Here is a 6,215-nt window from a genome sequence, read left to right as displayed (position 1 = left end):
CTTGTGGGATACTTGGGATTTTCGCGGTCTGTGGAATCAGTCGATGTTGGTTTCCCAGGGTTCTCCCCCGAATAACTTGCCGCTGTTGTACCCAGTGCCGTGGCAATTTTATCCCAGGTAGTTAACTGGGGATTCTACCATAACGTTCGCCAGTAATGCGATCGCTCATTGGAGGAGCTTGTGTTGCATCTCGATCGCCGTCACTTTGACTCATCATCCCCAACCACGTACCCAAACGATTGATGTCGTTAACACTGCGTGTACTCTGGTTATTTCCGGGTGGATCCCCCAGTCCCACCCAAATCATCGAGAGTTGGTTCGCAAAAATTGATAGTTGAAACAGCGTGCTGAGTTTATCGCCGCTTTGGCTGGCAGAATTGGTAAAACCCCCAGCAATCTTATCTTTCCAGCGTTGATCGAACCACAGTGAAAATGTCCCTTCCATAAAAGCTTTAAAGACCGATGAAACACTTCCCATCCAAGTTGGACAACCAAAAATAATCGCATCATAAGCGTCGAGTTTTGCCATAATTTCTGAGTCTGCCCAACGTCCATCCTCACCAATCTGTTGCGGCGTTATTTGCAGCAAATGAACAGTTACATTTTCAACACTCGCAGCACCTTTGGCGATCGCTTCTGCTAAAGCACCTGTATGGCCAGTTCCGGTGTGGTAAACAATTGCAACCGTCGTCATAGATTTGGCTCCTCCTACTCAGAAATCATTTGTTATTCTTTAACTTGAATGGCTTTCATCGCCACGACCTAAAATTATTGCTGTTGGCTAAAGAGTGAAGCGTAGCCCGTGTAAGGCTTGAGGGGCAAAATTTCACAAGCCAGAATTCCTTGTTTGACCATCGGTAACTTTTGCATTTCTTGGGTGATGGATTCTACACTTTCGCCTTCCCAAAGTATGACAGCACCGCTCATATCGGCAATGTAATATATCTGGCGAATTTGCTCCGACTGATAAAACTTCCAGACTTGGGCTGCCTCTGGACTGACAAATGGTAAAACTTGTTCGATCGCAATTCCAGATTTAACGCGAGCGATAACTAAAACTTGCATGGTTTCGATCCTCTGAATAGAGCTAGCCAAATACGGGTGTTGTGTCTGTATAAAATATGACTTAAGTTACGAATCCTGCCTCATTTCGATCTGTAAATGCAGCCGCTCGAATTGTCACGACTTTTCCATCATGACGAGTATAGTGATTTAAGGCTTCTAGAACAAAAGATGAATCACTATCAAACAATTTCGCTTTACTGCATCGTATATCCACCATCAATGACCAAGTTCTGTCCAGTGATGTAGGAAGAGCGATCCGAACATAACCAAATCACAGCTTGAGCAACTTCTTCAGCTATTCCTGGTTGTTTCATTGGAATTGTGCTAACCATTTGTTTTAAAGTTTCTTGGGAAACATTAGCTAGAATATCTGTGGCAATCAGACCTGGAATAACTGAATTAATCCGAATTTTCTGCTCAGCAAATTCGATCGCAGCGGAGCGAGTTAGACCAACGACACCTCCCTTAGCTGCGTTGTAGCTAGCAAGACCAGGCACTCCAATTACGCATTGCACCGCCACCAGTTTGGAGCATCGCCGGAATTTGATGTTTCAGCGATAGCCAAACTGCTTTCAAGTTCACATCTATTTCCCAATCCCAGTTTGATTCAGACTGCTCTACTAATCGAACGGTTTTGCCAAACCCAGCATTGTTGAAAGCGTAGTCAAGGCGATTATAGGTTTGTAGAGTTTTATCGACCAATGCTTTAACATCTTCTGCTTTTGTAACATCAGTTTGGACAAAAATGGCATTTCCTCCAGCTTCCTGAGCCTGACGCACCGTTTCTTCACCTTCCTGAACCCGTCGTGCTGCGATCGCGACGTTGGCTCCTGCCTTGGCAAATTCGAGCGCTGCTGCACGCCCAATTCCCGAACTGCCACCTGTGACAATTGCCACTTTATTTTCCTAGTTGATTTCTAACATTGATTTTGCTCACACTTGCTTGGTGGATTGGTTATTTTATCGTCAGAACAACTTTATATCCAGCACCTTGATGAACTTGAGCGATCGCTTCAGCCGCCTCGTCCAACGGCATCGTTTTCAATTTCAAATCCTTAAAAATTCCGGATTGATGCCAACTCAAAATCTCAGCTAATCCCTGTCGGACTAAATCCAATTGATGAACTGTATAGTGGGCAAAATCTATCCCGACGATCGAGAAATTGCCAGCCAACAAACGAATCGTACTCACTTCGGGAATAACACCACTGGCCATCCCAATCGGCAACAAACGTCCCTCCGATGCCATCGATTGCATGACAGCCTCAAAGATGTCCCCTCCCACGGTTTCAAAAGCCACATTTACGCCCTTGCCTTGGGTAATTTCTTTCAGCCGAGTCGCAATATCTTCCTGTCGATAATTGATCGCATAATCTGCGCCCAATTCTTTCACTCGCTGGACTTTTTCCGCACCGCTCGTCGTGGCGATAACGGTTGCTCCCAAATGTTTGGCAATTTGTACTGCCGCCGTTCCCGTTGCTCCCGTTGCACCCGTGACTAATACAGTTTCACCCGCTTGCAATTGGGCGCGATGCTTGAGGGCGACATAGGGAGTGCCATACATGACAGGAATGGCGGCGGCGATCGCAAAATCGACCCCATCGGGAATCGGCACTACATTTTTAGCTGGCACGACCACTTGCTCGGCAAAAGCACCAAAATGAGCCGTACTATTATTCAAGTAGGGCAAGGCGATCAGAACGCGAGTTCCGGGTTGTATATCAGTCACCCTTTCCCCAACAGAAATGACTTCACCAGCCGCTTCAAACCCCGGTGTAAAGGGCAATGCCGGGGGAATTTGAAACTGTCCATTGACGACGTACCAATCCGCCGGATTTACACCTGCTGCTCTGACTCGGACGACGACTCGATCGGCACTCGGCTGCACATCGGCAACTTCCTGCACTTGCATGGCAGATCGATCGGCAAATTTTTGAATTTGTAGGGCTTTCATAAGACTTTGCTTGGTTTGAATTCACTCAAATTCGAGGCACTGCCTCAACTGTTTTATAGTTTAGCGATCGCCCCAATAGTTTTTCTTACACAGTCTTGCTCGTTTTATACATTCTTGCCATTTCTTTTGGAGTTGCGCCTGTCAGCCGCTTAAAGTGCCGATTCAGATGCCCCTGATTGGCAAATCCACACTCCAGAGCGATTTCGGCTAAATTCAACTCACTCTTTCGCAACAGTTGCTTCGCTCGTTCCACCCGCCTCTGAATCACATATTGATGCGGTGTAATTTGTAGAGATTGCTTGAACAGCCGACTGAAATAAAATTGGCTCATCCCAATCTGTTGGGCAAGTTCTTCGAGTTCCAAGTCACAGTCCAGATGCGCCTCAATATAGTCCAGGATTTGATTTAACTTGTGACGGGGCAAGCCATCGGCATAAGTTGCAATTTGCACTTTCTGCACGCCATAACTTCGCAGTAAGTGTTCCACGAGCGTTGTTTTAAGCCGATCGACAAATAGGTTTGTGTTAATGCCGGGATGGATTAATTCCTGTTTGAGGGTGAGCAAGATGCCTTGAATAAGTGGATCTTGAAGCGTGGCAAAATGAGGGATGAGTTCGATGCGATCGCGATTAACCAGTTCCTGTCCGACTTGAACAAACACATGGGGATCGATCCCCACAAACATAAACTCGATATCCTGCTGCCAATCGCAGCGATGCAGCGCCCCTGCGGCAAGAATAAATGTGTTGTTTTGTCCGACTAGATTAGAGTGAGACTGCCCATCGATCGATTGATTAATCGCAGTACCAGATGTAACCATTGTGACAATGTGCATTTGATGGCGATGGTCGCCTGTATCGTGTGCGGGCTGCTGTTGCACTTCAAAATGCCAGTGATTCCAATGGACGCTAGATACAGGTGACTTGGGCAGAATCAGGTTTGAGGCTTCCGGCTGCTCGTTATAGTTAAGTACAGGGGTATGTTTGGGCTGCACTGGTTTTCCTGCTTTCATACTGGGCGCTTTGGGTTGAAACCTCACGTAAATTATCGGTGGTGTCAAGCCAAAGCTCAAATCGATCGATCGATTTTGTCAAGAGTTTTAATTTAACACGCAACTCTGGACTATAAGTTGCCTCTTCCCAATTTTGAGCCGATTTAACTTGTTCAACCGTTAACCCCTTTACCTCTGAGAAATTTGCTTTGCTAATATTGGCAGCGGCACGATTGTGGGTGGTGAAATTAGTTTACGATCGCTTGTGAGTAATCAGTTTGAGTCAGTCAATACCAGTGTGGGAGATGCCTCCCAACTGAAGCGCGATCCCAAGTCCCGAAGCAGTTAGCAAGCAAGCCTATTTGCAGAATCCTGGCTCAGGCATTTCATGGGAAGCGGCTAAGGAACGAATTCGTAACAGACAGCATGGTGCTTAGAAATCTAATTATTCTGCCAGAGGCACAACAATATGTAACTCAGGCTTATATTTGGTACGAAGAACAGACACGGTTTCCCCTGATTTGCTATTATCATTAAGCCATTGCAAGGCACAAGGAAAAATCACCAAGTTACAGGGGCAGCAGCAATATGTTTGCCGTCTTCAAGCTCCAGGTAGAACAAGGAAGTTGACATAGCAACTTTTGGATAGGTATATATGGTGAAAACTGGCTAATAGCTTTTTATCAATGCCACACTCGCAATAAAAAGTTTTTTTATCAACGAGGTTTGAGAGCCATAAAGCTTATACAGCAATCTAGGAAAGCGACTTCGTCTCCCTCTGAAGTTTCCTCCCCAATAACTTGCCGCTGTCCTACCCTGTGCCGTGGCAAGTCTATCCCCGGTAGTTAAATCCCTGGGGATTCCCCGACAAGATTTGACTAGCCAATTCCTGAAATTGATTCCGAGTCGCCCATCCAAAACCCAGACAAGACTTACCCAAAGAAACCGGGTTTCTATGAAAAATCCTTAGGAAAGGGAACGACAGATCTACCCAGAAACCCAGTTTGTAGGCTCGTTGCGCCTCAGTCCTGGCAGAAACCCGGTTTTTTGGCAAAACCGGGTTTCTTACAGCCGCCCAACCGACTCTGGGTGAACGCTTATGGATGTGATTGGCAATCTATATGGAAAACTAATTGCTGAGTTTTGCAAATTTTGTTAAAAAAAGTAAAGGAATATTGACACAGAACTTTATGTTTGGTGGTCTGACTGGTTTCAATCCTACTGAAACGGACTGGGGAGAGCGCCTGCTCAACACAGCCGCGACTCAAGCAATTCGCCACTTGTTCTCCCAGAGCGAGTCGGTAGAAGTCGCTATTCGCTGCTATCCTTCCAGCAAATTATTGCAGGGATCGATTGACAGCTTCAAGATGAGCGGTCGCGGTTTGGTGATTCGCCGCCAGTTCCCTGTGGAAGAGATGTCGTTTGAGACGGATGCTGTCTCCCTCGACTTCGGATCGATTTTGAGCGGTCAGATTCGCCTCAAGCAGCCTACCCAAGCGCTTGCCGAAGTTATTTTATCGGAAACGGGGATTAACGAAGCCTTCCAAGCTGAACTGGTGAAAAAGCGCCTGGTCAATCTTTCGTTGGATTCTTTGAATCATTTATCGGGGGGTCAACCCGTTTCTTTTACTGAAGTTCAAGTTCAATTAGAAAGCGGGAACAAAATTCGCATCTTAGCTAAAGCAGATTTACCGAATTACGGTACTGTTCCCGTCAGCATGAGGATGACCCTGGCGATTGAACGTCGCCGCCGCGTTGCGTTTCGTGACCCTCAATTTGAACCCGATGCGGTTCCAGAATCTTTGCGGGAAGTTTCTCAAGCTTTGGCGTCAGCCTTGGCTGAGTTGTTGGATAATATGGTTGACCTCGACCGCTTCGATCTCGATGGGGTGAAATTGCGGCTCAATCGTTTGCAAGTTCAAGGGAAAAAGTTGTTGTTTAGCGGTTACGCTCAAATCGATCATTTTCCTAAGAGCGGCTGATACAATTGCTGATTGCAGATTGCAGATTGCAGATTTGAATTGATTTCAGATTTGAGATTGCAGATTGCAGATTTAAAGAAAGGGCATACTGTAGGGGCACGGCATTCTACAATCTCTGGTAGAAATCAACAGCTATGCCACGCCGTGCTACTACACAACCGATGAAAACCAAATCAATTTGCGACTGTAGGGGCACGGCATTCTACAATCTCTGGTAGAAATC

Annotated in this window: 5 protein-coding genes and 1 pseudogene; 1 reads left to right on the top strand and 5 read right to left on the bottom strand. The window is 46.3% G+C overall.

Annotation, left to right across the window (positions count from 1 at the left end):
- Positions 1-121 precede the first annotated feature (121 nt).
- From ACE1CM_RS34390 to ACE1CM_RS34370, 5 genes and pseudogenes are all read right to left on the bottom strand, one after another.
- A complete protein-coding gene (locus tag ACE1CM_RS34390) occupies positions 122-694 on the bottom strand; it encodes a flavodoxin family protein (RefSeq protein ID WP_374883379.1) in 573 nt (190 codons plus the stop codon).
- A 74-nt stretch (positions 695-768) separates the two neighbouring features.
- A complete protein-coding gene (locus tag ACE1CM_RS34385; RefSeq protein ID WP_374883378.1) occupies positions 769-1,065 on the bottom strand; it encodes a hypothetical protein in 297 nt (98 codons plus the stop codon).
- A gap of 194 nt (positions 1,066-1,259) precedes the next feature.
- Positions 1,260-1,962, bottom strand: a pseudogene (locus tag ACE1CM_RS34380) (SDR family oxidoreductase).
- 58 nt (positions 1,963-2,020) lie between these two features.
- The gene (locus ACE1CM_RS34375; RefSeq protein WP_374883377.1) at positions 2,021-3,019 is read right to left on the bottom strand and encodes an NADPH:quinone oxidoreductase family protein; all 999 of its coding nucleotides are present in this window, start codon (positions 3,017-3,019) and stop codon (positions 2,021-2,023) included.
- A gap of 85 nt (positions 3,020-3,104) precedes the next feature.
- Positions 3,105-4,031, bottom strand: coding sequence for a helix-turn-helix domain-containing protein (locus ACE1CM_RS34370; protein WP_374883376.1), 927 nt, complete (start codon positions 4,029-4,031; stop codon positions 3,105-3,107).
- Between the two features lie 1,154 nt (positions 4,032-5,185).
- Here ACE1CM_RS34370 and ACE1CM_RS34365 point away from each other — a divergent pair.
- Complete coding sequence (locus tag ACE1CM_RS34365; RefSeq protein WP_374883375.1) at positions 5,186-5,992, top strand: DUF2993 domain-containing protein; 807 nt, start codon at positions 5,186-5,188, stop codon at positions 5,990-5,992.
- Positions 5,993-6,215: the final 223 nt, after the last annotated feature.

The organism is Microseira sp. BLCC-F43 (genome assembly GCF_041929235.1).
In the GTDB taxonomy this organism is placed as follows: domain Bacteria; phylum Cyanobacteriota; class Cyanobacteriia; order Cyanobacteriales; family Aerosakkonemataceae; genus Microseira.
Note: the sequence above shows the minus strand (reverse complement) of the source record. Positions and strands in the feature narration are given on the sequence as shown.